The following is a 24386-nucleotide window of genomic DNA, read 5'->3' on the forward strand; positions in this document are numbered from 1 at the left end:
ACGGAACCACCATGGCGGACAACGGGATTTCGAGGCGGCGGCTGCTCGGCACCGCCGGCGCCACCGGTCTCGCGCTGGGCGCGGCGGGCGGTGCCGCCGGGTATGCCGCGGCGCCCTCGGAGACCCCCGAGCAGGCGCCGTCGCTGGCGTCGCTTGGCGCGGACACGGTCATGTTTCACGGGAAACATCAGCCCGGCATCACCACGCCCCTCCAGTCCCGCGGCCATCTGGTGGCCTTCGACCTGACCGCGGGTGCGGGCCGCAAGGAAGCCGCCGCCTTGCTGCGCCGCTGGTCGGCGACGGCCGAACGGCTGATGGCGGGCAAGGCAGCGGAGGGCGGGGACACGGACGTCGCCCGGGACGCGGGCCCCTCGTCGCTGAGCGTCACCTTCGGCTTCGGGCACAGCTTCTTCGGGCGCACCGGCCTGGAGAAGCAGCGCCCTTCCGCGCTCGACCCGCTGCCTGACTTCTCCTCCGACCGCCTCGACAAGGCGCGCAGTGAAGGCGACCTGTGGGTGCAGATCGGCGCGAACGACCCGCTCGTCGCCTTCCACGCGCTGCGCGCGATCCAGAAGGAGGCGGGTGAAGCGGCGCGGGTGCGCTGGCAGATGAACGGCTTCAACCGCTCGCCGGGCGCGACCGCGCGGCCCATGACGACGCGCAACCTCATGGGACAGATCGACGGCTCCAACAATCCGAAGCCGTCGGACGACGACTTCGACCGGCGGATCTTCGTGCCGGCCAAGGGCGACCCGCAATGGATGGCCGGCGGCTCGTACGTCGTCGTGCGCCGCATCCGGATGCTCCTCGACGACTGGGAGAAGCTCGGCGTCAAGGACCAGGAGGCGGTCATCGGGCGTCACAAGTCGGACGGCTCACCGCTGACCGGCGGTACGGAGACCACCGAACCGAAGCTGGAGAAGGCGGGCCCGGACGGCAACTACGTCATCGCCCTCAACGCCCACGCCCGCATCACCCGGCCCGACAAGAACGGCGGCTCCGCGATGCTGCGCCGCCCGTTCTCGTACCACGACGGCTTCGACAAGAACGGGGAGCCGGACGCGGGCCTGCTCTTCGTGTGCTGGCAGGCCGACCCGCTCCGCGGCTTCGTGCCGGTGCAGCGCAAGCTCGACCGGGGGGACGCGCTCTCGGAGTTCATCCGGCACGAGTCGAGCGGTCTGTTCGCGGTGCCCGGCGGGGCGGCGAAGGGCGAGTACGTGGGGCAGCGGCTGCTGGAGGGGTAGGGCTGCGGCTGCCGGAGGGGGGGGCTGCGGCTGCCGGAGGGGAGGATGGCTGCGGCAGCTGAAGGGCAGGGCGCGCGCTCCCGTACGAGGGTTCGAGCGCGGATGCGTGAGGCGTGCGCCGCTTCGTGAGACGCGTGAGCCGTGCCACGTACGGGCCATTAGGGTGACGGTATGTCGGCGATGCGCTACACCTATCTCGGCCCCGAGGGCACCTTCACCGAGGCAGCCCTCCGTACGCTCCCTGAAGCGGCCACCAGGGAGCTCGTCCCGATGGTGTCCGTGCCGGCCGCACTCGACGCGGTCCGGAGCGGCGACGCCGCTGCCGCGCTCGTGCCGATCGAGAACTCCGTCGAGGGCGGTGTCACGACCACCGTCGACGAGCTCGCCAAGGGCGAGCCCTTGATGATCTACCGCGAGGTCGTGCTCCCGATCGCCTTCGCGCTGCTCGTGCGGCCGGGCACGCAGATCAAGGACATCAAGACGGTGACCGGCCACCCCGTGGCCCAGCCGCAGGTCCGCAACTGGCTCGCGGCGAACCTCCCGGACGCCCTGTGGGAATCGGCGGCGTCGAACGCGGACGGCGCCCGTCTGGTCCAGGAGGGACGCTTCGACGCCGCCTTCGCGGGCGAGTTCGCGGCGGCGACGTACGGCCTCGAACCGCTGGTGCGCGAGATCCACGACGCGGCGACCGCCGAGACCCGCTTCGTCCTGGTCGGCCGCCCGGCCCGCCCCGCCGCGCCGACCGGTGCGGACAAGACCTCGGTGGTCATCTGGCTCGGCGACGACCACCCCGGCGCACTGCTCGAACTGCTCCAGGAGTTCGCCGTACGCGGGGTCAACCTGATGCGGATCGAATCGCGGCCCACCGGCAAGCGCATCGGTAATTACTGCTTCTCGGTGGACGCCGAAGGCCACATCACGGACCGCCGCGTGGGCGAGGCCCTGATGGGCCTCAAGCGGATCTGCCCGCAGGTGCGCTTCCTCGGGTCCTATCCGAGGGCGGGGGTGACGCCCGCCGACGTACGGCCGCTGCGACCCGGTACGACCGACGGCGAGTTCCTCGCCGCGTCGGACTGGCTGACCCAGTGCCAGGACGGCCGGTTCTGACGGCCGGTTCTGACGGCCGGTTCTGACGGCCGGCTGCGTCGGCCGGTTGTGAGCGGTCTTACCTGCTGATTTACGTTATCCACAAAGTTATCCACAGGGCCTGTTCTCGACCTGGGGACAAGTCGACAACGAAGCGTGACATGGTCGACAAATCGGCCTACACCCCACAAGTCCGTCCACAGTCGCGCACGTCACCCCTCGTCCACCCTTTTCCATTGATCAACTCTTTGGAGCGAACCATTTCCACTCGAAAGTGGGTGTGAGGGTGGTTTGGGACGGGAATCCTTCGTCGCGCATGCGGCTTTCGGAACGATCTCTTCCGGCATCCACAGATCTTTCGCACAGCCTGTGGATAACTTTTCGGCAGGGGATATTCCTGTGGACAACCGGCCCGCCAAGTCCCGCCCCCCGCAAGGGGATCGAGTCAAGGGAGCACGTCCCCTCTGCCCCGTTTCGGGGAGTGACGCCCTTTCCATTGACCCTGATCGCCGATGTACGGGGCATGCCGCGGGGTGCGCCGCATTCCGGAATTCCCATTCCGGCAAATCGGTCATAACGCCACGGGGTGGAATATCGAGTCGAGAGCCCGAACCGCTCGACGGTAGCCTGGTGGGGTGATTGACCTTCGCCTGCTCCGTGAGGACCCCGACCGTGTTCGCGCCTCCCAGCGCGCCCGTGGAGAGGACGTCGAGCTCGTCGACGCCCTGCTCTCCGCCGACGAGCGGCGCAGGTCGTCCGGGCTCCGCTTCGACGAGCTCCGTTCCGAGCAGAAGGCGCTCGGCAAGCTCATCCCCAAGGCCTCGGGTGACGAGAAGGCCGAGCTCCTGAAGAAGGCCGGCGAGCTCTCCGCCGCCGTCAAGGCGGCCAACGCCGCACAGGACGAGGCCGACGAGGAGACCAAGCGCCTGCTTGGGCAGCTGGGCAACCTCGTCCACCCGGACGTCCCGGTCGGCGGCGAGGAGGACTTCGTCGTCCTCGACACCATCGGCACCCCGCGCGACTTCGCGGCCGAGGGCTTCGAGCCCAAGGACCACCTGGAGCTCGGCGAGCTGCTCGGCGCCATCGACGTCGAGCGCGGCGCGAAGGTCTCCGGCTCGCGCTTCTACTACCTGACGGGCATCGGCGCGCTGCTCGAACTGGCCCTCGTGAACGCGGCGATCGCGCAGGCGACGGAGGCCGGGTTCATCCCGATGCTGACGCCCGCCCTGGTCCGTCCGCGCGCCATGGAGGGCACGGGCTTCCTCGGCCAGGCCGCCGAGAACGTCTACCACCTGGAGAAGGACGACTACTACCTGGTCGGCACCTCCGAGGTCGCGCTCGCCGGTTACCACATGGACGAGATCATCGACGCCGACAAGCTGCCCCTGCGGTACGCGGGCTTCTCGCCCTGCTTCCGCCGCGAGGCCGGCACGTACGGCAAGGACACCCGCGGCATCTTCCGCGTGCACCAGTTCGACAAGGTCGAGATGTTCTCGTACGTCGACCCGGCGGACGCGGAGAACGAGCACCAGCGGCTCCTGGAGTGGGAGAAGCAGTGGCTGACCGGCCTCGGTCTGCCGTTCCAGGTGATCGACGTCGCCACGGGTGACCTGGGCTCCTCGGCCTCGCGGAAGTTCGACTGCGAGGCGTGGATCCCGACGCAGGGCAAGTACCGCGAGCTGACGTCCGCGTCGAACTGCGACAGCTTCCAGTCGCGCCGTCTTTCGATCCGGATGCGCGACGAGAGCGACGGCAAGAAGGTGACGCAGCCGCTCGCGACGCTGAACGGCACGCTCTGCGCCGTCCCGCGCACGATCGTCGCCCTCCTGGAGAATCACCAGCAGGCCGACGGCTCCGTGTGGGTGCCCGAGGTACTGCGTCCGTACCTGGGGGGACGAGAGATCTTGGAGCCCACCAACAAGTGAGTCACCCTGCTCCTGCCACACCGTCCTTCCCGTACAAACTCGTCGCGACCGACCTCGACGGAACGCTCCTGCGCTCCGACGACACGGTCTCGGCGCGTACGCGCGACGCGCTCACCGCGGCCACCGCGGCGGGCGCCGCGCACATCATCGTCACCGGCCGTGCCGTGCCCTGGACCCGGCACATCCTCGACGATCTGGGCTATGACGGCCTGGCGGTGTGCGGGCAGGGCGCGCAGGTCTACCACGCGGGCGAGCACCGGCTGCTCACGTCGGTCACGCTCGACCGGCAGCTTGCCGGTATCGCCCTGGCCAAGATAGAGGCCGAGATCGGCCCGCTGGCGCTGGCCGCGAGCCGTGACGGCCTGGACGGCGAGGTGATCGTCGGCCCCGGGTACGCGGTGCAGGACGGCCCGCTGCCCGCCGTCCCGTTCACGGACGTCGCCGAGCTGTGGGCGGCCCCGCTGAACAAGGTGTACGTCCAGCACCCCGGCCTGAGCGACGACGAGCTGGCCTCGGTGGCGCGTCAGGTGGCGGGTGGTCTTGTCGGCGTCACGATGGCCGGCGAGGGCATCGTCGAACTGCTCCCCCTCGGTCTCTCCAAGGCCACGGGCCTGTCCCTCGCGGCCCGCCGCCTGGGCGCGAAGGCCGCGGACACGATCGCCTTCGGGGACATGCCCAACGACATCCCGATGTTCGGCTGGGCGGCGCACGGCGTGGCGATGGCCAACGCCCACGAGGAACTCAGGGCGGTGGCGGACGAGGTGACGGCGTCGAACGAGGACGACGGCATCGCGACGGTGCTCGAGCGGTTCCTGGCCTGATCACACCTGTGCCGCGTGGCGATGAATCGGCTCAAGCCCGGTGCAACGTCTTGCGGAGGATGCGCGGATCGAACGCGCGCGAGGCGTGAACCCCGACGACGGCTTAGCAAGCCGCTGCCTTACCACTCGGCCAATCCTCCGGGTGGGCGGCCCGCGCACGAAGTGCGCGCTCGAAGCGGCCGCCCCGGGCAAACTCCCGCGGGCGGGGCTCTACGGAGTGAGTAACTACTCCGGGGCCTGCCGCGGGCTGCCCTGCTGGGAACTCGACGGACTGCTGATGGACACGTCGGCTCCTCTCCCGGTAAGCGGGCGCCAGGGTCTTGGCGCGGTGACACAACTACTGTGCCCGCCGACCCGATCCGCCCGCCACCGATTAATTACTCCTCCCCGGCCAGCTTCAGCGACCGCAGCTTCTGCCCGGCGTACCAGGTGGCGAGCACCGTGACGCCGACAAGGAGCACGGTGGCCACCGGGAGGCCGACGTCCGAGGTGACCAGATCACCGCCCGCGGTCTTCTGGGCGACGGCGAGCGACCACTGCTGGACGCTGAGCGTGCGCGCCCCGGCGACGAGCGACCCGAAGAGGGCCTCCCACACGAGGGCGTAGACGAGTCCGAAGACCACCGCGTGCCGCGTGATGGTGCCCAGGAGCAGGAAGATCGCGGCGTACGCGATGGAGGCGACCAGGGCGGCGATGGTGTACGCCACGGCGATCTGCTGGCCGTTGCCGTTCAGGATCAGGCCGGCGATCAGCGTCGGGATCGCGGAGAAGGCCATGGTGACGGCGATGGCGACGGTGAGCTTGGTGACGATGATCGTGGGCCGCTTGACCGGCTTGGAGAGGAGATAGACGACGGAGCCGTCGTCGATCTCCGGGCCGATGGCTCCGGTGCCGGCGATGACGCCGATGATCGGCACCATCGTGGCGAGCGCGAAGCCGCCGAGGAGGTCCGAGGCGACCTGGTCGTCGGCTCCGCTGAATCCGCGGACCGCGGCGGAGATGACGATCAGCAGGACGGGCAGGGCGAAGAGGATCAGCGCCCGGCGGCGGCCGAGCAGGGCCCGGTAGGTGAGCCGGGCGACAGTGGGGTCGTACACGATGGCTCCCTTCAGGCCGCGACGAGATAGGAGAAGACCGACTCGAGGGACTCGTCCGAGGGCGAGACCGTGAGCAGTCGGATGTCGTGATCGCGGGCGATGCGTGGCAACAGGGCGGTGAAGCGCCCGAAGTCGATGGCTTGGATGCGCAGGGCGCCTTCCTTGAGGTCGACTTCGATTCCTGCCGTCGACGGGTCTGCGATCAGGGCGGCGGCCAGGGCGCGGTCGTCGCTGGAACGCACCAGGTAGCGGTGCGGGCGGTCGGTCATCAGACGGCGGATCTTGCGGAAGTCGCCGCTCGCGGCGTGCCTGCCGGCCACGATCACCTCGATGTGCGATGCCAGTTGCTCGACCTCTTCGAGGATGTGCGAGGAGAACAGGACCGTGCGGCCCTCGTCCCCCATGCGTCGCAGCAGGTCCATCAGCTGCATGCGCTGGCGGGGGTCCATGCCGTTGAACGGCTCGTCGAGCAGGAGCACCGACGGTTCGTGGACGAGGGCGGACGCCATCTTCACGCGCTGGCGCATGCCCTTGCTGTACGTCGAGATCTTGCGGTCCTGTGCGTACTCCATCTCGACCGTGGCGAGGGCCTTCTGCGCGGCACGCTCGTCCAGGCCGTGCAACTCGGCGTTGGCGACGACGAATTCGCGCCCGGTGAGGAAGTCGTACATCGCCTCGCGCTCGGGGACGATGCCGATGTCCTTGTAGATCTGTTCGTTGCGCCAGATCGGCCTGGCGTCGAGCGTGACGCTGCCGGTGGAGGGGGCGAGGAAGCCGCCCATCATGTTGATGAGGGTGGATTTGCCCGCGCCGTTCGGGCCGAGGAGGCCGGTGACGCCCGGTCCTACGTTCATCGTGATGTCGTTGACCGCCACCACGTTGCCGAACCAGCGGCTGGTGTGGTCGATGTTGATGGTGCTCACAGCCCGACCTTTCGGTAGCGGCGCATCATCGCGCCGTAGCAGCCCGCGATGAGGGCGAGGACGACGATCACGTAGACCACGCCGGTGCCGGACGAGGGGCCTTCCCCTCCGGGGAAGGCGGAGGTCGCGCCGAGGAAGGCGGTCTGTACGCCGTCGATGAGCGTGATCGGCGAGAAGAGGCCGAGCCAGGCGATGGCGTCGGTGCTGCCCTGTTCGTAGGCGATGGCCTGGACCGTGGACACCGCTCCGTAGCTGATGGTCAGGACGGCGATGACGGCGGCGATCCCGAAGCCCCGGCGGGGTGTGATCGCCGAGATGATGAGGGCGATGCCGGAGAAGAGGAGCGAGAGCAGCGCCACGGAGACGAGCCCCTGGCCGAAGCCCTTCGTCTGGTCCGCGAAGTCGAGCTTGGCGAGCAGCGCCCCCACGTAGAGGACGAGCAGCGGTGCGGCCGTGAGGACGAAGAGGGCCGAGGCCATCGCCGCGAACTTGGCGCGTACGTAGTCGCTGTGCTCGATGGGGCGGGAGAAGTAGAGGGGGACGGTCTTGAAGCGCAGGTCGCGCGAGACGGTCTGGGGGGCCTGGGCGGCGAGGTAGAGACTGATGACGGCCTGCAGCACGATCGCGTATCGGGTGTAGTCGAGGGGGAGGTCGTTCGCCTTGGTGGTCACGGCGACCGCCACCATGATCGCGGCGGGAACACACATCACCGCGAAGAGGATCATGGGCAGGACCTTGGACTTGGCCGAGCGGCCGAGTCCGTACGCTCCGCGCAGGCTCTGGGAGAAGAGCGAGCGGCGGGCGTAGGCGCGGCCCAGGCGCGCGCCGTCGTACTTGCGATAGCCGATGTTGTGGATCTGGGTCTGTTCGCCGGCGCGTGCCGGGGGCTGCTCAACCGCCATGACGGACCTCCTCCTTCCGCGCTTGCGTCTTCTCGGACGGTTCGTTCCGATCCGTCCGCTCGGGCTGGTCGGTCTGGAATACCTCTGCGATGTGGTGCCTGCGCTGTTCCATCCGGACCAGGCCGAGGCCGAGGTCGGCGACGAGATCACGGACCAGGTCGTACGTCTCGTCGCCGTCCGCCTCGAGCAGCACGGTGTGCCCGGCACCGGGCAGGCCGCTTCCCTCATGGGTGGCGACCCCGCGGCCCTGCAGCGCCTCGCGGAAGACCTTCGTTCCGTCGGGGTGCTCGTCCGTGTCCGTGACCTCGACGGCCAGCGTCGTGGTGGTCTGGGTGAAGTCGGTGGTGGAACTGGACCGCAGGAGCTTGCCGCCGTCGATGACGACCACGTGGTCGCAGGTGCGCTCCAGCTCGCCGAGCAGGTGCGAGGTGACCAGGACGGAGATGCCGAAGTCCGTGTGGACGCGGCGGATGAGGCCCAGCATCTCGTCACGGCCCACGGGATCGAGACCGTTGGTCGGTTCGTCCAGGAAGACCAGGTCGGGGTCGTGGACGAGGGCCTGTGCGAGCTTCACCCGCTGCTTCATCCCCGTCGAGTAGCCCCCGATGGGGCGGTAGCGCTCCTCGTAGAGACCGACGTGCCGCAGGGTGTCCGCGGTGCGTTCGCGGGCAGCCGTGGGCGGCAGCCCCGACATGCGTGCCATGTGGACGACGAACTCGGTGGCCGACACGTCGGGCGGCAGGCAGTCGTGCTCGGGCATGTAGCCGACGCGCTCGCGGATCTGGCCGCCACTGGTGGCGACGTCCAGGCCGAGCACGGCGGCGGTGCCCTCCGTGGCGGGGGACAGACCCAGCAGGATCTTGATCAGTGTGGACTTGCCGGCTCCGTTGGCTCCGACGAGTCCGGTCACACCGGGCCCGATATCCATGGAGAGCCGGTCAAGCGCGGTCACCCTCGGGAACCGCTTGCTCAGGCTTTCGGTCGCGATCACAGTCACGGTTCGAAGTTAGTGGCGCAGGCCACACCAAGGCGTCAGACCAGGGGCCTGTCCTCGCCTCACTCTCGGGTATTACGGGCCCGTAAGGGTCCTCCTGAGGTCGACCCCTCGGGGACAACCCGCAGACGTCCCCGGACTCGGGCCCGGCTCGTGCACAGCTATTGACGTAGCCGCTGAGCATTGTCACATTCACCAGTGTCAAGTTACGGACGCGTACTGCGATGGACCGGACACGCGTACTGCGATGACGGACACGGACGGACGGTGGCATGACCTCAACAGTGGCAGGTGAACTCTCCGCGGACCTGCGGGGGTTCAGGGAAGTGCAGACCCTCGCGTATGAATGCGCGGAGGCGGTCGCGGCGCAGCTCAAGCCGGGTGTGACCGAGCGCGAGGCGGCTCGGATGCAGCGTGAGTGGCTGCGTGAGCGGGGTGTGCGGGACTGGTTCCACCTGCCTTTCGCCTGGTTCGGGGACCGCACGGCGTTCGTGAACTTCCGGATACCGCTGCAGTTCTTCCCCACCAACCGCCGCCTCGAGCCGGGGATGCCCTTCATCCTCGACATGGCCCCGGTCCACAAGGGATATACGGCGGACATCGGCTACTCGGGCTGCCTGGGCCTCAACCCCGTGCACGACAAGCTGCTCGCCGACCTCGAGGCGCATCGCGAGCTGCTCCTGCGCGAGGTGCGTGAGCGCCGCACGTTGCGCGAGATCTATGAGGACGTGGACCGGCTCATGGTCCGCCAGGGCTATGCGAACCGCCATCGCGCGTATCCCTTCGGCGTCATCGCGCACAAGATCGACAGGGTCAAGGAGCGCCGCAGGTCGCCGCATGTGTTCGGCTTCGGCACCCAGTCCCTGAAGGGCCTTGCGAGCGACGCGATCCACGGCCACCGGGACGGCTGGTCCCCGCTGTGGTCGCCGTACAAATTCTCCGACCACCCGCCCCGGCCGGGGCTCTGGGCGGTCGAACCGCACCTTGGATTCAGGGGTACGGGCGCGAAGTTCGAGGAGATCCTGGTCGTCACCGACTCCAAGGACCCCGAACAGAGCGCGTTCTGGCTGGACGACGATCTGCCGCATGTGCGGCGCTGGGCTGAGGAGAGGGCCGCCGCATGAGCACCGAAGCAACCACCAAGGGGATCAAGGGCGCCCGCGAGCGCTGGGTGCGCACGGGCGGAGTGGAGCTGTGCGTCGCCGAGCTCGGCGACCCGACGCAGCCCACGGTCCTGCTCGTGCACGGCTATCCGGACTCCAAGGAGGTCTGGTCGGAGGTCGCCGAGCGCCTCGCGGACCGCTTCCACGTCGTGCTCTACGACGTGCGCGGCCACGGCAGGTCGACGGCTCCCAAGCCCCTGCGCGGCGGCTTCACGCTGGAGAAGCTCACCGATGACTTCGTGGCCGTCGCCGATGCGGTGAGCCCGGACAAGCCGGTGCATCTGGTCGGCCACGACTGGGGTTCGGTGCAGGCCTGGGAATTCGTCACGGTCAAGCGCACCGAGGGGCGGATCGCGTCCTTCACCTCGATGTCGGGGCCTTCGCTCGACCACTTCGGGCACTGGATCAAGAAGAGGATGACCCGGCCCACCCCGCGCAAGGTCGGCCAGCTCCTCGGCCAGGGCGCCAAGTCCTGGTACGTGTACATGCTGCACACGCCGGTGCTCCCCGAGCTCGCCTGGCGCGGCCCCCTCGGGAAGCAGTGGCCCAAGATCCTCCAGCGCATGGAGAAGGTGCCGGCGGGCGACTACCCGACGTCGTCGCTGCCGTCGGACGCCGCGCACGGAGCATGGCTCTACCGCGACAACGTCCGCGCGCGGATGCGCAGGCCCCGCGCCGACGCCTACGCACACGCGCCCGTGCAGCTCATCACGCCGTCCGGCGACATCTTCCTTTCGGAGCGGCTCTACGACGAGCTGGAAGTCTGGGCTCCGGAACTGGTGCGTCGCAGCATCCCGGCAAAGCACTGGGTGCCCCGTACGCGGCCCGACCAACTGGCCGCGTGGATCACGGACTTCGTCACCACCAACGAGGACGGCGTGCCCGCGAAGGACAGTGTGGCCAGGGGGAAGCACGCCGATCGCTTCGGCGGCCAGCTGGTCCTGGTCACCGGCGCGGGCAGCGGCATCGGCCGGGCCACCGCCTTCGCGTTCGCCGAGGCGGGCGCGCGCGTGGTGGCCGTGGACCGGGACGCGGAGAGCGCGGCGCGCACGGCGGAGATGTCCCGTCTTGTCGGCGCCCCCGAGGCATGGGGCGAGACGGTGGACGTCGCCGACGAGCAGGCCATGGAGAAGCTCGCCGAGAAGGTCGCAAGCGAGTACGGCATCGTCGACGTCCTGGTGAACAACGCGGGGATAGGCCTCTCCGGCTCCTTCCTCGACACGAGCGCCGAGGACTGGAAGAAGGTCCTCGACGTCAATCTGTGGGGCGTGATCCACGGCTGCCGGCTCTTCGGCAAGCAGATGGCCGAGCGCGGCCAGGGCGGCCACATCGTCAACACCGCGTCCGCCGCGGCGTATCAGCCGTCCAAGGCCCTGCCCGCCTACAGCACTTCGAAGGCCGCGGTCCTGATGCTGAGCGAGTGCCTGCGTGCGGAGCTCGCGGGCCAGGGCATCGGGGTGTCCGCGATCTGCCCGGGCTTCGTGAACACGAACATCACGGCGACCACGCACTTCACGGGCGTCGACGCCGATGAGGAGAAGCGCCGCCAGAAGAAGACCTCGCGCCTGTACGGCCTGCGGAACTACCCGCCGGAGAAGGTCGCCGACGCGATCCTGCGCGCCGTCGTCAAGAACCAGGCGGTCGTGCCGGTCACCCCGGAAGCCCGTGGCGCCCACCTCATGTCCCGCTTCACGCCCAGGGCCCTGCGTGCGATCGCTCGAATGGAGCCGCCGCTGTGAGCACGGAGAAAAGCACCGACACGAACGCCGAGGAGCACTACACGATCGTTCCACGCCGGGTCTCGTTCGACTGGGAACGGACCCCGCTGCACTGGATACCGGACGAGCCCACCGCCACCCACGTCATCAACGTGCTGCATCTGCTTCTCCCTGCGGGGGAGCGGTGGTTCGTGAAGGTCTTCAAGGAAGGCCTGCCCCTGATCACCGATCCGGTGCTGCGGGGGGACGTCAAAGGGTTCATGGGCCAGGAGGCCACGCACAGCGTGCAGCACGCGCACGTGCTGGACCACCTGGCGGCGCAGCGGCTCGACACCGCCGCGTTCACCAAGTACGTCGACTTCCTCTTCGAGAAGCTTCTCGGCGAGAAGCCGCCGATGGGGGCGCCGATACCGACGCAGGAGTGGCTGCGCTTCCGCCTCGCGGTCGTCGCTGCGATCGAGCAGTTCACGGCGGTCCTGGGGAACTGGGTGCTGCACGCCGAGGGCCTGGACCACGCGGACGCCGACGCGGTCATGCTCGATCTGCTGCGCTGGCACGGCGCGGAGGAGGTCGAGCACCGCTCGGTCGCCTTCGACATGTACCAGCACTGCGGTGGTGAGGGCCCGGCCCGTTATGTCCGCCGCATCGCGGGCATGACGGTCACGGCGCCCGTGATGCTGTACCTGTGGATCTGGGGCACCGCCTATCTGATGCGCCGGGACCCGCAGCTCGCGGGGCGCCTTCGCTACTCCCTTGCCGAGCACAACAAGGCGGTCGGGAAGGGCCTGCTGCCCACGTGGCGAGAGCTCGGTGCGGCCGTACCCCGCTATCTGCGGCGGTCGTACCATCCCTCGCAGGAAGGCTCGCTGCGCAAGGCCGTCGCATACCTGGCGGAGTCACCCGCGGCACGGGCCGCGGCGGCTGCGGTCGGCCGGGCGGCCATCGCCTAGCACGAGGTTCAACGGAGGCGGGGAGCGTGGACGATCAGTCGGGCGCGGGACAGGTACCGGTGGGTCACCACGGCACCGGGCACGGTACCGAGCAGGGGCCCGTGGACCGCCATGGCCCCGAGCACAGGCCCGTGGACCGCCACGGACCCGGGCACAGGCCCGTGGAGTACCGCATCGAGGACCTGGCGCACCACAGTGGCGCCACGGTCCGGACGATCCGCGCCTACCAGGACCGCGGCCTGCTCCCCCGGCCCGAGCGGCGCGGCCGGGCCAATGTGTACGGCGACGCCCATCTGGCCCGGTTGCGGCAGATAGCCGATCTGCTCGACAGGGGCTACACCCTGGCGTCGATCAAGGAGCTGCTCGAGGCCTGGGACGCGGGGCGTGGGCTCGGCGGCGTCCTGGGGCTCGCCGCCGAGGTCGACGGCCCGTGGACGGACGAGAAGGCCGACCGGATGACCCGGGCGGAGCTGGACGCGGCGTTCGGCGGCGAGCCGGACGAAGCCGCGGTGGCCGACGCGATCGCGCTCGGCGTCCTGGAGCCCGTGCCGGGCCGGGAAAACGAATTCCTGGTTCCGAGTCCCCAAGAGCTGGCGGTAGCGGTTGAGTTGCATGCGGCCGGTGTTCCGTTGTCCGCGATCTCGGGCCATCTGCGGGAGTTGAGGGGACAGGTCGAGCACATAGCCTCCCGTTTCCTGGAGTTCACGACCGAGCACGTCTTCGCGCGTTATCTGGGTCATAACCCGCCGAGCGAGGTGGACGCGGCGGAGGCGGCCGCTCTCGTTCGTCGCTTGAGGCCGCTCGCCCAGCAATCCGTCGACGCCGAACTGGCGCGTGCCATGCGTCTGTTCGCCACCCGTCACCTCAAGCACCACCTCGCCTCGGGGCAACCGGCCCGACCCACGGACGAGCCGTTCCCGGTGGCACTGCCGGCGTCGACAATGCAGGCCGTCGAGGCGCTGGTTGGCCGTGAGAACGCTGCGGCGTTCGTTGCCGCTGCCGCTGAACGCGAGGTCCAGGCCCGGACATTAGACGCACTTGCGGCAAGTCATGCCAATAGTGGATCTGTTGACCAAATAGGTTAAATAGCTTGGCCGTTGTCCACAGAATCGCCAATTACCCTGTGGATAACTGGACTTGGCTGTGGATCAAACCTGTGGACGAAAAGTGTCGGATGAAAAGTCGGTGGACGAAAATCAAGTGCGGGAAGAACGGCTCGCAGCGAGGCTGAACGGATGAATGGAGAACCCCCCGCCGACGAGGCGTCCGGCGATCGACGCGCGGCGGACGAACAGCGCACGGTGAAGGTGTCGAAATACCTGTCCAGGCATCTGCGCCACCAGCCCCGGCGGATCGGGCTCACGCTCGACGAGAACGGCTGGGTGGAGATCGACGCACTTGTCGCCGCGGCAGAGGCACACGGTTTCCGCTTCACCCGTGCCGAGCTCGACCATGTGGTGGCCGTGAACGACAAACAGCGCTTCGCCGTGGAAGACGGCAGAATCCGCGCCAGCCAGGGCCACTCCGTCGACGTCGACCTCCATCTGCCTCCGGCGACCCCGCCCCCGTACCTCTTCCACGGCACGGTGGCCCGCAACACGGCGGCGATCCGTGCCGAAGGACTGCGGCCCATGAACCGCCATGCCGTGCACCTCTCGCCCGACCGCGAGACCGCCACCCGTGTCGGCGCCCGCCGCGGGCGGCCCGTCGTGCTCTCCGTGGACACGGGAGCGATGCACCGCGACGGGCATGTCTTCCAGGTCAGCGCCAACGGCGTCTGGCTCACCGCCGCCGTGCCCCCGGGCTACATCCGCTTCCCGGCCAAGCACTGACGGGCTCCCTGCCGCCCGCCGACCGCACCGCGGCGCGCAGCAGAAGAAGCGTCGCTCCCCGGGGCATACGCTCTGATGCATGAGTTTGCGTCTGAGCACCGTGATCCTGCCCGTCCGCCGCTGGCACGAGGGCGGCAAGGAGCGTTGGCAGCGGGCAGAGGAGCTCGGCTTCCACACCGCGTACACCTATGACCACCTGTCCTGGCGGACCTTCCGCGACGGGCCGTGGTTCGGCGCGGTGCCGACCCTGACCGCGGCCGCGGCCGCCACCGACCGGCTGCGCCTCGGCACCCTGGTCACCTCGCCGAACTTCCGGCACCCGGTCACCCTCGCCAAGGACCTGATCACGCTGGACGACGTGTCCGACGGCCGGATCACCCTCGGCATCGGCGCGGGCGGCAACGGCTTCGACGCCACCGCGCTGCTCAAGACCGGCGAGGAGCCCTGGACGCCGCGCGAGCGTGCCGACCACTTCGGCGAGTTTCTGCCCCTGCTCGACCGTCTTCTTACGGAAGACGTCGTTTCGCACGAGGGCGAGCACTACTCGGCATCCGAGGTGCGCAACATCCCCGGCTGCGTCCAGCGCCCCCGGCTGCCCTTCGCCGTGGCCGCCACCGGGCCCCGCGGCCTGAAGCTCGCCGCCCGCCACGGGCAGGCCTGGGTGACCACGGGCGACCCGAAGCTCTTCGAGAACGGCACCCCGGAACAGTCACTTCAAGCCATCCGCGGACAGGCGGAGAAGCTGGCAACGGCGTGCGACGCGATCGGCCGCGACGCCGCCGAACTCGACAAGATCCTGCTCACCGGGTTCACCCCTGACCGCCCTCTTGACTCCTTCGACGCCTTCGTGGACTTCGCCGGCAACCACGCTGAGCTGGGCTTCAACGAGATCGTTCTGCACTGGCCGCTTCCGGGGACGGATTTCGCGGCCGACGAGAAGCTCTTCGAGCGGATCGCCACGGAGGCCCTGGTCCAGCTGGGCGGCGGCACAGCAGGGGCGTAAAGGCACTCAGATGTGCGACCCAGCGCACGCCCGTGCAGCCATGTGCGGGACAATCGATGGCGTGACCTCAGCTACCGAACGGCCCGAGACCCCGGCCGCCTCCGTCCCTCACCGGCCCAAGGCCCGGCTGATCGCCACGGACCTGGACGGCACCCTGCTGCGTGACGACAAGTCGGTCTCCGACCGCACCGTCGCCGCACTCGCCGCCGCCGAGCGGGCCGGAATCGAGGTTTTCTTCGTGACCGGCCGCCCGGCCCGCTGGATGGACGTCGTCAGCGCCCACGTACACGGCCACGGCCTCGCCATCTGCGGCAACGGCGCCGCCGTGGTCGACCTGCACGACGGCTCCGGCGGCCATCGTTTCGTGAAGGTGCGGGAGTTGCGGCGCGAGGACGCGCTGGACGTCGTCCGCCTGCTGCGCGAGGCGGCCCCCGGCACGTCCTTCGCGGTCGAGCGGACCGGCGGCCTGCACCACGAGCCGACGTATCCGCCGCTGCACCTGGAGCCAGGCGAGAGCGTCGCCCCCGCGGAGAAGCTCCTCGCCGAGGACTCGGACAACGCGACCCAGCCCATCCTGAAGGTGCTGGCCTTCCACCCCGAGATCGCGCCCGACGACTTCCTGGTCGTGGCCCGCAAGGCCGTGCGCGGACAGGTGGAGATCACCCGCTCCAGCCCCAGCGCCCTCCTGGAGATCAGCGGTCCCGGCGTCTCCAAGGCCAGCACCCTGGAACTGTGCTGTGCCGAGCGCGGCATCATGCCCGAGGAGGTCGTCGCCTTCGGCGACATGCCGAACGACATCGAGATGCTCAGCTGGGCGGGCACCTCGTACGCGATGGGCAACGCGCACCCGGACGTGCTCGCAGCCGCTTCGGGGCGCACGGTCGCCAACAACGAGGACGGCGTCGCGGTCGTCATCGAGCGCATCCTGAACGAACAGCGGGACTAGAGAAGCTAGGGGGCCGGAGGCCGGCGGGGCCAGAGGCCGGCGAGGGAGACAAGAACGGCCCGGCGCCCAGCGCTAGAGCCGCACCCCCCGCCCCTCCAGCCACTTGCCGGGATCCACCGCCGACCCCTGACGCGGCGTGAGCCGCACCTCGAAGTGCAGGTGCGGCCCCGTCGAGTTGCCGGTGGTGCCCGCCTGGCCGAGCCACTGCCCGGGCCGCACCCGTTCGCCCTGGTCGACGGTGACGGCGGCCAGATGCGCGTACTGCGTGTAGTAACCGCCCTTGTGCGACACCACGACCTCGATGCCGAAGCCGCCTCCGCACGACACGGACTTCACCCGGCCCGCGCCGACCGCCCGCACCGGCGCCCCGATGCCGACCGCGAAGTCCTGCCCGGTGTGCCGGTGCGCCCAGCGCGCACCGGCGCTGTCGAAGCCCGCCGACAGCTCGTACCTCTTCACCGGCGTAACCCACGCGCGCGTGGAGGCCCTTTTCGGCTGATCAAGACGTACGGAGCCCCTGCACTTCCCGGCCGCGACCGACCGGTCGGCCTCGCCCTGCAGGGTCCACCGCGCCGACTCCAGCTTGTTCTCGATCCCGCGCTTCAGCTTCGCGAGGCGTGCGTTGCGCCGGTCGAGGACGCGTTCGGCGCGGTCCGCCCTGCCTTTGGCGTCCGCGAGCCTGGCGGCGGCCCGCCGGGTCTTGCCGACGGCGTGGGTGACGGCGAGGTCCGCCCGCCCCATCAGCCGACGGCCGCGCATCAGCTCCTCCGGGCTCTCCGCGAGCAGGAGCTGGGCGGTCAGCGGAAGACCGCCTCCGCTGCGGTACTGGGCGCCGGCCATCCGACCGAGGTCTTCATGCAGCACATCGACCGCGCGCCGCTCCTTCGTGCGGAGCCGGTCCAGCTTCCGGACCTTCTTGCGTTGCACCTTCGCGGCGCGCCGCCCCGCTTCGTAGCGCACGGTCGCCGCGGAAGCCTCCTCGTAGAGGCGGGCCACCTCGGCGCTCGTACCCGGCCCTTCAGCGGCATCGGCGGTATCGGCAGCATCGGCAGGCCCAGGGCACAGCAGCGCACACAGCAGTACCGACACGATGACGAGCGGGCGGCGGCTACCGCGGTGACGTAAGCGCATGTCACGGATCGTTGCCCTGCGGCCGTCGCCGGTCCCGTGCAACTCCTGCACCTGGGGCAACCGGTGCCACGAAAGGCCGACTGCGGTACGGCTGAACAGGGCCCCAGAGACGCTTGCGGAGCCTCCTGGGGAGAGCACCCGTCAGCACCCGTCAGCACCCGTCAGTACGGCGCCTGCCACACCACCGTCGTACCGGCCCCGTCCTCCCCGATGCCGGCCCCGTACCAACTGTCTCCGCCGAGCGACTCCGCACGCCTCTTGAGGTTCTTCAGGCCACTGCGCCGGCCGCCCTCCGCGATGCCGACCCCGTCGTCCGACACCGTCAGACGTACGCCCTGCTGCCCGTCGGGAAGGATCACCGTCGAGTCGACGACGACGTCGATACGGTCGGCTCGCGCGTGCCGGAACGCGTTGGACAGCGCCTCGCGCAGCGCCGCGATGAGGTTCTTGCCGGTGAGCTCGCCGACCACCGTGTCCACGGGCCCCGCGAAGTGGTGCGTGGGCTTGAAGCCGAGCGGCACCGCGGCCATATTGATCTCGCGCAGGACGCGCGTGCGCAGCCCGGAGGGAGCCTCGGCCGGACCCTGCTGCAAGGCGAAGATCGCCGTCCGGATCTCCTGGATCGTCACGTCGAGTTCGTCGACGGCCTTGCCGACACCCGTCTGCACCTCGGGCACGACGGACCTTCGCTGGGCGCTCTCCAGCATCATCCCGGTGGCGAACAGGCGCTGGATGACCAGGTCGTGCAGGTCCCGCGCGATGCGGTCGCGGTCCTCGTACACCGCGAGCCGCTCCCGGTCGCGCTGCGCCTCGGCCATCATCAGGGCGAGCGCGGCCTGCGAGGCGAACTGGGTCGCGAGGGTCCGCTCGGTCTCGCTGAACGGTCGCGCGCCACGCGCGCGTGGCGTGACGAGCGTCCCCATGACGCGGCCGTCGCTCTGCAGCGGCAGCATCATGACGGGGCCGTAGCCGCGGGCGAGGTCGGTCAGGACGCGCGGGTCCGTGGCCGCGTCGTCGAGGAAGACGGAGTCCCCGGCGAGCAGTTCGCCGATGATGTGGCTCTCCGGAGGGACGATCACGCCGAGCATCCCGGAGGGCTCGTCCGAGGAGACGGCGACGATCTCCATCCCGCCCTCATCGTCGGGCAGGAGCACGATCCCGGCGGCCGAGTCGGCCAGGTGGCGGGCCTGTTCGGCGACGACGGCGAGCGCCTCCTCCGCGTCGCTGCCCGAGAGCAGCGCCGTGGTGACCGCCACGGAGCCGTCGATCCAGCGCTCGCGCTGCATGGCGGCTTCGTAGAGACGCGCGTTGCCGATGGCGATGCCCGCCTCCGTGGCGAGCACGCGGACCATGTGCACGTCGTACTCGTTGAAGTCGGCGTCGCCCCGCTTCTCGGTGAGATAGAGGTTGCCGAAGATCTCGCCCTGGACGCGGATGGGAACGCCGAGGAAGGTCCGCATCGGCGGGTGGTGGGCCGGGAAACCGCACGAGCGCGGGTCGGTCGAAAGGTCCGCGAGGCGCAGGGTCTCCGGCTGGTGGATGAGCGCGCCGAGCAGCCCCTTGTGTCCGTCGGGCAGGCGTCCGATGCGCTCGGCGGTCTCCTCGTCGATGCCGGTGTAGACGAAATCGGAGAGCCCTTTGCCGTCCTCGGACACGACGCCGATCGCCGCGTAGTGGGCGTCCGCGAGCTCGGCCGCCGTCTCGCAGATGCGGTCCAGCGTGGTGTGCAGTTCGAGCCCGGCGCCGACGGAACGCATCGCCTCGAGGAGCTGCGGCACCCGCGCGGTGAGCTCGGGGGAGAGCCCTTGGAGGCCGCGGGTCGCCTGCTGGGCTCCCTCAGCCGAGCCCGATGCGCCAGGCGCGCCCGATGCACCCGATGTGTCTTCGGGTTGCGGAGAGGCGGCGGAGGCCGAGGGGGCTGACATGCCTTTGAGAGTAGTTAGTCCTATTTGGCGAGGAAAGTCGGCGTACGTGGTCGACCGGTCGCGGGCGACGGCCTTCCTATCCCGCCACCACCAGTCCCGCCGCCACCAGCAGATCCGCCGCCCGCTCCCGCTCCCGCATGCGCCGCAGCGGCCCGTCCACCACCACGAGGTCCGCGTACGCACCGCGCTGCACCACCTGCCCCGCGTCCAGGACGATCACCTCGTCCACCGCGTCGAGCCCGGCGAGGCGATGCGTGATGAGCAGCGTCGTACGTCCTTCGGTGGCGGCGAGGAGATCGTCGGTGAGGGCGTCGGCGGTCGGCAGGTCGAGGTGTTCGGCGGGCTCGTCCAGGACGAGTACGGGGAAGTCGGCGAGCAGCGCGCGGGCCAGTGCGATGCGCTGGCGCTGGCCCCCGGAGAGGCGGGCCCCGTGCTCGCCGACCAGGGTGTCGAGCCCTTCGGGGAGCGAGTCGGTCCACTCCCTGAGCCGGGCCCGCTCCAGGGCGCCGAGCAGTTCGTCGTCGCCGGCGCCCTTGCGGGCGATGAGCAGGTTCTCGCGTACGGAGCTGTCGAAGATGTGCGCGTCCTGCGCGCAGAGCCCGACGAGTTCGCGCACGGTGTCGCCGTCCAGCGTGGCCGCGTCCGTGCCGCCCAGGCTGTACGTGCCGTCGCTCGCCCCCAGGAAGCGCAGCAGCACCTGGGCGAGCGTCGTCTTGCCGGAACCGGAGGCCCCGACCACCGCGACGCGCCGTCCGCGCTCCAGCGTCAGGCTCACACCCGCGAGCGCGTCACGGTCCTGCCCCTCGTACCGGGCGTGAAGGCCCTCGACACGGAGCGGGAAGGGCGTCTGCGGGCGCTCTGCGGGCACGGCGGGCTCGGGGACGGGCTCGGGCGCGTCGAGGACCTCGTAGACGCGCTCGGCGCTCTTCATGACGCGCTGGCGGTACTGCACGGCGAGCGGGAGACCCAGGACGGCCTCGAAGGCGGCGAGCGGAGTCAGGACGACGACGGCGAGCGCGACACCGCTGAGCCTGCCGTCGTGCAGCGCCTGTACGCCGACGACAGCGGCGGCGGCCACGGTGAGCCCCGTGGCGAGTGCGCCGAGCGCGTCGCCGAGCGCGGTGGCCGTGGCGGTCCTGGAGGCGATCCGGGTCAGCTCGGCATCGGCTTCCTTCGCCTTGGCCGTACGACGGGTCAGCGCGCCTGCGACCGTCAACTCCGCGGTGCCGGTGAGCAGATCGGCCACGCGGGTGGCCAGCACCCCGCGCGCGGGGGCCAGCTTCCGCTCGGCCCGGCGGGCGACGGCTCCGGAGAGCAGCGGTACGCCCACTCCGGCGAGGAGCAGTCCGACGGCGAGGACCGCACCGGCCTCGGGCAGCAGCCAGGCCGTGAAGCCGACGGCTCCGAGGCCCACCGCCGCGGCGGCCGACGCGGGCAGGAGCCAGCGCAGCCAGTAGTCCTGGAGGGCGTCCACGTCGGCGACCAGGCGGGAGAGCAGATCGCCGCGGCGGGTCTTGCCGAGCCCGGCAGGGGCGAGGCGTTCCAGGCGCCGGTAGACGGCGACGCGGGTGTCGGCCAGCATGCGAAGGACGGCGTCGTGCGAGACGAGCCGCTCCGCGTAACGGAAGACGGCGCGGCCCATCCCGAAGGCACGGGTCGCCGTCACCGCGATCATCAGGTACATCACCGGGGGCTGCTCCGATGCCCGGCTGATCAGCCACCCGGAGGTGGCCATAAGGCCTACGGAGCTGCCGATCGCGAGAGCGCCGAGCAGGAGCGCGAGCGCGAGCTTGCCCTTACGCGCCTGCGCCGCACCCCGCACCCTGGCCAGGACCCCGGCGTTCGGGCGGACGTCCCGCGAAGCCTCCACCGCGTCACCCGCCGCCGCGCTGCCCGACACAGGCGCAGGCGCAGTCACCGGCGCCGCCAAGTCCCCCGTCACCGACACCGCCACCGGCGCCGCCAAGTCCCCCGTCACCACCGCCCGCGAGACGACAGCCCCGTTCACCCGCGGCTGCTCGCCCCCCGCGCCCGGGACGGCCTCAAGCCGTACGACCCGGTCGGCGATCCCCAGCAGCGCCGGCCGGTGCACCACCAGCAGTACGGTCCGCCCCACGGCAAGGCGCCGTACCGCCTCGACGACCCCCGCCTCGGTCTCCCCGTCCAGAGCCGCGGTCGGCTCGTCGAGCAGAACCACAGGCCGGTCGGCGAGGAAAGCCCGCGCCAGAGCGAGCCGCTGCCGCTGCCCGGCGGACAGTCCGGCCCCGTCCTCCCCCAGCACGGTCTGCGCCCCGGAGGGCAGCGCGGCGACGAACTCCCCGGCCCCCGCGGCCTCCAGCGCATCCCGCACAGCGGCATCGTCCGCATCCGGCCGCGCGAGCCGTACGTTCTCCGCGATGGAACCCGCGTACAAGTGCGGCCGCTGCGGCACCCAGGCGATCCGCTCCCGCCACCGCTCCGGCGCGACCCCGGCCAGATCGACGCCCCCGACGCACACCCGCCCCTCGGCAGGCTCGACGAACCCGAGGATCACGTCGAGGAGGGTCGACTTGCCCACGCCGCTCGGCCCGACCAGAGCCACGGTCTCACCGGGCTCCACGGCGAACGACACCGCCGAGACGGCGTCCGATGACCGCCCCGGATACCGCACCGTCACGCCCTCCACGCTCAGCGCGCCGTCCGGCACCGCCCCCGTCCCGGCGGCCCGCACCGGGGTCTCCAGGACCTCGAAGATCTCCTCGGCGGCGGAGAGCCCCTCCGCCGCCGCGTGGTACTGCGCACCGACCTGCCGCAGCGGCAGATACGCCTCGGGCGCCAGGATCAGGATCACCAGACCCACGTACAGATCCATGTCCCCGTGGACGAGCCGCATCCCGATCGTCACCGCGACCAGCGCCACCGAGAGCGTCGCGAGCAGTTCGAGCGCGAAGGACGACAGGAAGGCGATGCGCAGCGTGCGCATCGTCGCCTGCCGGTACTCGCCCGTGATCTGCCGGATCGACTCGGCCTGTGCCTTCGCCCGCCCGAACACCTTCAGGGTCGGCAGACCCGCCACCACGTCCAGGAAGTGCCCCGACAGGCGGGAGAGGAGCCGCCACTGACGGTCCATGCGGTTCTGGGTCGCCATGCCGATCAGGATCATGAAGACCGGGATCAGCGGCAGCGTCACGACGATGATCGCCGCCGACACCCAGTCCTCGGTGACAATCCTCGCGAGCACCGCCACCGGAACCACCACCGCGAGCCCCAGCTGCGGCAGATAACGCGAGAAGTAGTCGTCCAGGGCGTCCACGCCCCGCGTCGCCAGCGAGACCAGCGAGCCGGTCCGCTGCCCTCCCAGCCAACCCGGACCCAGCGCACCCGCCCGCTCAAGGAGCCGCCCCCGCAGCTCCGACTTCACCGCCGCGCTCGCCCGGTGTGCGGCGAGCTCGGTCAGCCAGGCGACGAGCGCCCGCCCCGCCGCGACCACCGCGAGCAGGACGAGCGGCGTCCCCAGGTCGCCTAGGGCGAGCCCCTTCTGGAAGGCCCCGACCACGATCTCGGCGATGAGCATCGCCTGGGCGATCACGAGCCCCGCCCCGGCGACACCGAGGACCACCACCGCGACCAGGAAGAACCGGGTGGCGCGGGCGTAACGGAGCAGACGCGGGTCGATTGGTTTCACGTGAAACACACCCTCCGAAGGAATCGGCGGCCAAGGAGATCAGCGGGCGAAGAACTCAGTGCGCCGCATCAGCAATGTGCTGCGTCCCGATCCGCTTGCGGAACACCCAGTAGGTCCACGACTGGTAGAGCAGCACGACCGGCGTCGCGATTCCGGCACACCAGGTCATGATCTTCAGGGTGTAAGGGCTCGACGAGGCGTTGGTGACCGTGAGGCTCCACTCCTCGTTCAGCGACGACGGCATGACGTTCGGGAAGAGCGTCAGGAAGAGCATCGCCACGGCGGCCGCGATCGTGATGCCCGACAGCGCGAACGACCAGCCCTCGCGCCCCATCTTGATCGCCACGATCGCACCGACAAGCGCCACCACGGCCACGACCATCGCGACCAGGCTCTTGCCGTCCCCGTTCTCCGCCTGCGTCCAGATCAGGAACCCGAGCGCCAGGACAGCGGTCACCAGACCGAGCCCGAGCGCCAGCTTCCGCGCCCGCATCCGGATGTCCCCCACCGTCTTGAGCGAGGCGAACACCGCGCCGTGGAAGGTGAACAGCGTCAGGGTGACCAGGCCGCCGAGGATCGCGTACGGGTTCAGCAGGTCCCAGACGTTGCCCACGTACTCCTTGTGGGCGTCGATCTTCACGCCGCGCGTGATGTTGGCGAAGGCCACGCCCCACATGACCGCCGGGATCAGCGAGGTCCAGAAGATGGCCTGCTCCCAGTTGCGCTGCCACTTCTCCTCGGGCCGCTTCGCCCGGTACTCGAAGGCGACACCGCGCACGATCAGGCAGAGCAGGATGATCAGGAGCGGCAGATAGAAGCCGGAGAAGAGCGTCGCGTACCACTCGGGGAAGGCGGCGAAGGTAGCGCCGCCCGCCGTGAGCAGCCACACCTCGTTGCCGTCCCACACGGGACCGATGGTGTTGATGAGGACCCGCTTCTCGGTCCGGTCCCGGGCGAGCAGCTTGGTGAGGACGCCGATCCCGAAGTCGAAGCCCTCCAGGAAGAAGTAGCCGATCCACAAAACGGCGATCAGCACGAACCAGATGTCGTGAAGTTCCATGT

Annotated in this window: 19 protein-coding genes and 1 tRNA gene; 11 read left to right on the plus strand and 9 right to left on the minus strand. The window is 70.1% G+C overall.

Annotated features, from left to right (window positions below):
- Positions 1 to 11: 11 nt before the first annotated feature.
- The 4 genes from efeB to ACWFR3_RS15850 all read left to right on the plus strand — a co-directional run bounded on the left by efeB (position 12) and on the right by ACWFR3_RS15850 (position 5076).
- A complete protein-coding gene (gene efeB, locus ACWFR3_RS15835) occupies positions 12 to 1244 on the plus strand; it encodes an iron uptake transporter deferrochelatase/peroxidase subunit (protein ID WP_453735127.1) in 1233 nt (410 codons plus the stop codon).
- 171 nt (positions 1245 to 1415) lie between these two features.
- Positions 1416 to 2351 carry a prephenate dehydratase gene (gene pheA, locus ACWFR3_RS15840; protein ID WP_453735128.1) on the plus strand — a complete coding sequence of 312 codons (936 nt, stop codon included), beginning with the start codon at positions 1416 to 1418 and terminating at the stop codon, positions 2349 to 2351.
- 614 nt (positions 2352 to 2965) lie between these two features.
- Positions 2966 to 4255 carry a serine--tRNA ligase gene (serS, locus tag ACWFR3_RS15845; RefSeq protein ID WP_453735129.1) on the plus strand — a complete coding sequence of 430 codons (1290 nt, stop codon included), beginning with the start codon at positions 2966 to 2968 and terminating at the stop codon, positions 4253 to 4255.
- The gene (locus tag ACWFR3_RS15850; RefSeq protein ID WP_453735130.1) at positions 4252 to 5076 is read left to right on the plus strand and encodes an HAD family hydrolase; all 825 of its coding nucleotides are present in this window, start codon (positions 4252 to 4254) and stop codon (positions 5074 to 5076) included. Before serS ends, ACWFR3_RS15850 begins: the two co-directional genes overlap by 4 nt.
- Before the next feature lie 53 nt (positions 5077 to 5129).
- Here ACWFR3_RS15850 and ACWFR3_RS15855 read toward each other — a convergent pair.
- The 5 genes from ACWFR3_RS15855 to ACWFR3_RS15875 all read right to left on the minus strand — a co-directional run bounded on the left by ACWFR3_RS15855 (position 5130) and on the right by ACWFR3_RS15875 (position 8995).
- Positions 5130 to 5216 (minus strand) — tRNA-Ser (locus tag ACWFR3_RS15855).
- A 237-nt stretch (positions 5217 to 5453) separates the two neighbouring features.
- Positions 5454 to 6173: an ABC transporter permease gene (locus ACWFR3_RS15860; protein WP_453735131.1), complete on the minus strand. Its 720-nt coding sequence runs from the start codon at positions 6171 to 6173 to the stop codon at positions 5454 to 5456.
- 11 nt (positions 6174 to 6184) lie between these two features.
- Entirely contained in the window at positions 6185 to 7096 is a 912-nt protein-coding gene (locus tag ACWFR3_RS15865) for an ABC transporter ATP-binding protein (protein WP_453735132.1), read from the minus strand.
- Positions 7093 to 7998: an ABC transporter permease gene (locus ACWFR3_RS15870; RefSeq protein ID WP_453735133.1), complete on the minus strand. Its 906-nt coding sequence runs from the start codon at positions 7996 to 7998 to the stop codon at positions 7093 to 7095. Before ACWFR3_RS15870 ends, ACWFR3_RS15865 begins: the two co-directional genes overlap by 4 nt.
- Positions 7988 to 8995, minus strand: coding sequence for an ABC transporter ATP-binding protein (locus ACWFR3_RS15875; protein ID WP_453735134.1), 1008 nt, complete (start codon positions 8993 to 8995; stop codon positions 7988 to 7990). Before ACWFR3_RS15875 ends, ACWFR3_RS15870 begins: the two co-directional genes overlap by 11 nt.
- A gap of 269 nt (positions 8996 to 9264) precedes the next feature.
- Between ACWFR3_RS15875 and ACWFR3_RS15880 the strand changes: the two genes are divergently transcribed.
- From ACWFR3_RS15880 to ACWFR3_RS15910, 7 genes are all read left to right on the plus strand, one after another.
- Positions 9265 to 10116, plus strand: a complete 852-nt coding sequence (locus ACWFR3_RS15880) for a M24 family metallopeptidase (protein ID WP_453735135.1) — start codon at positions 9265 to 9267, stop codon at positions 10114 to 10116.
- Entirely contained in the window at positions 10113 to 11894 is a 1782-nt protein-coding gene (locus ACWFR3_RS15885; protein WP_453735136.1) for an SDR family oxidoreductase, read from the plus strand. The genes ACWFR3_RS15880 and ACWFR3_RS15885 overlap by 4 nt, the downstream gene beginning before the upstream one ends.
- Positions 11891 to 12823 carry a metal-dependent hydrolase gene (locus tag ACWFR3_RS15890; protein WP_453735137.1) on the plus strand — a complete coding sequence of 311 codons (933 nt, stop codon included), beginning with the start codon at positions 11891 to 11893 and terminating at the stop codon, positions 12821 to 12823. The genes ACWFR3_RS15885 and ACWFR3_RS15890 overlap by 4 nt, the downstream gene beginning before the upstream one ends.
- Before the next feature lie 161 nt (positions 12824 to 12984).
- Positions 12985 to 13908 carry a MerR family transcriptional regulator gene (locus tag ACWFR3_RS15895; RefSeq protein WP_453735171.1) on the plus strand — a complete coding sequence of 308 codons (924 nt, stop codon included), beginning with the start codon at positions 12985 to 12987 and terminating at the stop codon, positions 13906 to 13908.
- Between the two features lie 150 nt (positions 13909 to 14058).
- The gene (locus ACWFR3_RS15900; protein WP_453735138.1) at positions 14059 to 14655 is read left to right on the plus strand and encodes an RNA 2'-phosphotransferase; all 597 of its coding nucleotides are present in this window, start codon (positions 14059 to 14061) and stop codon (positions 14653 to 14655) included.
- A gap of 79 nt (positions 14656 to 14734) precedes the next feature.
- Positions 14735 to 15658, plus strand: a complete 924-nt coding sequence (locus ACWFR3_RS15905; RefSeq protein ID WP_453735139.1) for an LLM class flavin-dependent oxidoreductase — start codon at positions 14735 to 14737, stop codon at positions 15656 to 15658.
- Between the two features lie 61 nt (positions 15659 to 15719).
- The gene (locus tag ACWFR3_RS15910; RefSeq protein WP_453735140.1) at positions 15720 to 16604 is read left to right on the plus strand and encodes a Cof-type HAD-IIB family hydrolase; all 885 of its coding nucleotides are present in this window, start codon (positions 15720 to 15722) and stop codon (positions 16602 to 16604) included.
- Between the two features lie 72 nt (positions 16605 to 16676).
- On the opposite strand, the gene ACWFR3_RS15915 is transcribed toward ACWFR3_RS15910, so the two are convergent.
- The 4 genes from ACWFR3_RS15915 to cydB form a co-directional block, all read right to left on the minus strand.
- On the minus strand, positions 16677 to 17735 hold the full coding sequence (locus ACWFR3_RS15915; RefSeq protein ID WP_453735141.1) for a M23 family metallopeptidase: 1059 nt from the start codon (positions 17733 to 17735) through the stop codon (positions 16677 to 16679).
- A 161-nt stretch (positions 17736 to 17896) separates the two neighbouring features.
- Entirely contained in the window at positions 17897 to 19660 is a 1764-nt protein-coding gene (locus tag ACWFR3_RS15920) for a GAF domain-containing sensor histidine kinase (protein WP_453735142.1), read from the minus strand.
- A gap of 76 nt (positions 19661 to 19736) precedes the next feature.
- On the minus strand, positions 19737 to 23324 hold the full coding sequence (gene cydD, locus ACWFR3_RS15925; protein ID WP_453735143.1) for a thiol reductant ABC exporter subunit CydD: 3588 nt from the start codon (positions 23322 to 23324) through the stop codon (positions 19737 to 19739).
- 55 nt (positions 23325 to 23379) lie between these two features.
- A complete protein-coding gene (gene cydB, locus ACWFR3_RS15930) occupies positions 23380 to 24384 on the minus strand; it encodes a cytochrome d ubiquinol oxidase subunit II (RefSeq protein ID WP_453735144.1) in 1005 nt (334 codons plus the stop codon).
- Positions 24385 to 24386: the final 2 nt, after the last annotated feature.

This window comes from Streptomyces sp. NPDC055189, assembly GCF_053606765.1.

Bases quoted from the DNA above. Each gene is read 5' to 3' on its own strand.
- ACWFR3_RS15920 (WP_453735142.1), bottom strand. From the start codon at position 19,660: ATGTCAGCCCCCTCGGCCTCCGCCGCCTCTCCGCAACCCGAAGACACA.
- cydB (WP_453735144.1), bottom strand. From the start codon at position 24,384: ATGGAACTTCACGACATCTGGTTCGTGCTGATCGCCGTTTTGTGGATC.
- ACWFR3_RS15905 (WP_453735139.1), top strand. From the start codon at position 14,735: ATGAGTTTGCGTCTGAGCACCGTGATCCTGCCCGTCCGCCGCTGGCAC.
- ACWFR3_RS15885 (WP_453735136.1), top strand. From the start codon at position 10,113: ATGAGCACCGAAGCAACCACCAAGGGGATCAAGGGCGCCCGCGAGCGC.
- pheA (WP_453735128.1), top strand. From the start codon at position 1,416: ATGTCGGCGATGCGCTACACCTATCTCGGCCCCGAGGGCACCTTCACC.
- ACWFR3_RS15870 (WP_453735133.1), bottom strand. From the start codon at position 7,998: ATGGCGGTTGAGCAGCCCCCGGCACGCGCCGGCGAACAGACCCAGATC.
- ACWFR3_RS15915 (WP_453735141.1), bottom strand. From the start codon at position 17,735: ATGCGCTTACGTCACCGCGGTAGCCGCCGCCCGCTCGTCATCGTGTCG.
- ACWFR3_RS15880 (WP_453735135.1), top strand. From the start codon at position 9,265: ATGACCTCAACAGTGGCAGGTGAACTCTCCGCGGACCTGCGGGGGTTC.
- ACWFR3_RS15900 (WP_453735138.1), top strand. From the start codon at position 14,059: ATGAATGGAGAACCCCCCGCCGACGAGGCGTCCGGCGATCGACGCGCG.
- efeB (WP_453735127.1), top strand. From the start codon at position 12: ATGGCGGACAACGGGATTTCGAGGCGGCGGCTGCTCGGCACCGCCGGC.